Below are 1,414 nucleotides of genomic sequence, written 5' to 3'. Positions count from 1 at the left end.
CTCCACTGTCGCAGGGAGCCTACCAAACGAACACTGTATGGACTCTTCACCCAACGACCATGAGGGTTGATGGATGATAACGCTACGTGCCTGAACAAAAACAACTTCCAACCTTTACACCCTCATTTGGTTGGGCTGAAAACGCTCCTGCGGGACGGGCTTCCTGTCGACGGGAAGCTACCCTTCTGAATTTTTCTTTATATGCACCAGCACTCGATTGTGAATCTTGTGAATGATGTAATTACTCCAAAGTTGCCAATAAGCAGCCGGTTTAATATTGTGGTAGTACCAAGTTGTACCTTCTAAAAGCGTTTTACCGTTCGATAGACGGGTTAACTTGAATTGCCCCTGCTTCGATACAAAGTAGTCGTGTAGGTGGGGTGCATCCACATTCCAAAAACTCAACTCTTTCATCGGCTCCGGCTGCTCTAAGACAGCAAATTTTAGTAATCGTGGCTCGTCCCAAACCGTGATTGGCTCGACAAAACTTCCGGTTGTAAAGTTGCAATGACGCACCGCCCCAACGCCTACTCCTTTGATTCTGGCGTTGATTGGATAGGCAATGCCTGTTTTAAAAATAAAGTCTTCCGGCTCGTCTAATTGCGGAAACTCAATTACATTCTTCCAAACTGTTTGCGGAGGTGCATCAATCTGAATGGAACTTACTACGGAAACCAACGTGGGTGGACTGCTTTTTTCCAAAAAAGCCGTTGTTGGAATGATACCAATCAGCAAAAGGAAGGTTGTTGGGGCATTGCTTGAATTTTTATTGATGATTGAAAAACCAATTAAACTTCCAATCCAAGTCAACAGAAGCCCGAACGGGGCGGCCATGAAAATACAGATGATACCTTCAATTGCGAACACTAAGAGTACAGCCAGAAAAATTGCCAATGTCAAATACCCTATTTGCCAAGCGTCACGTCGGGTAATTTCTTTGTTCAGGCCATAAAGAATTGTGGAACCAGCCCCGATAAAAATAGGCGTTAAAATAAACAAGGCGATACCATACTGCCCAATACCATAAATGCCCCAGATCGTTAAGAGACCGGCGATAAAAACGGTTAGACTGATTGATGTCCACTTGCGTTTTTGATCATCGTCTGGTAGTAGTCTTTCTATCAGTTCTTTCATGTATATTCTGTCACCAAAGCTGCAAATCTAAACTTTCCGTATGGAGCCGGTTCTAGTGTCGCACGAAAGCTACCCAACTCACTTACCTTGCCTACGTGGGGCGTTCGCGTTGTCGACCGGAACCCAAAAATGCAAGCCCAAAACTTGCCTAACGGGGCGGTTAAACTGTCGACAGAAAGCCCGAATTTGAAGCATTGCTTTTACGCATCACCCAACGCCCGCGAGGGCTGATGGTGAACGAAATGGCTTACTTCACTACGTTACCTCGACCTTTACACCC

Annotated in this window: 1 protein-coding gene; it reads right to left on the bottom strand. The window is 45.5% G+C overall.

Annotated features, from left to right (window positions below):
• Positions 1-177: 177 nt before the first annotated feature.
• Positions 178-1,134: an SRPBCC family protein gene (locus ACYVD4_RS31970; protein WP_460952520.1), complete on the bottom strand. Its 957-nt coding sequence runs from the start codon at positions 1,132-1,134 to the stop codon at positions 178-180.
• Positions 1,135-1,414 lie beyond the last annotated feature (280 nt).

The sequence above is a fragment of the Spirosoma daeguense genome (assembly GCF_054776875.1).
Note: the sequence above shows the minus strand (reverse complement) of the source record. Positions and strands in the feature narration are given on the sequence as shown.

Bases quoted from the DNA above. Each gene is read 5' to 3' on its own strand.
- ACYVD4_RS31970 (WP_460952520.1), bottom strand. From the start codon at position 1,134: ATGAAAGAACTGATAGAAAGACTACTACCAGACGATGATCAAAAACGC.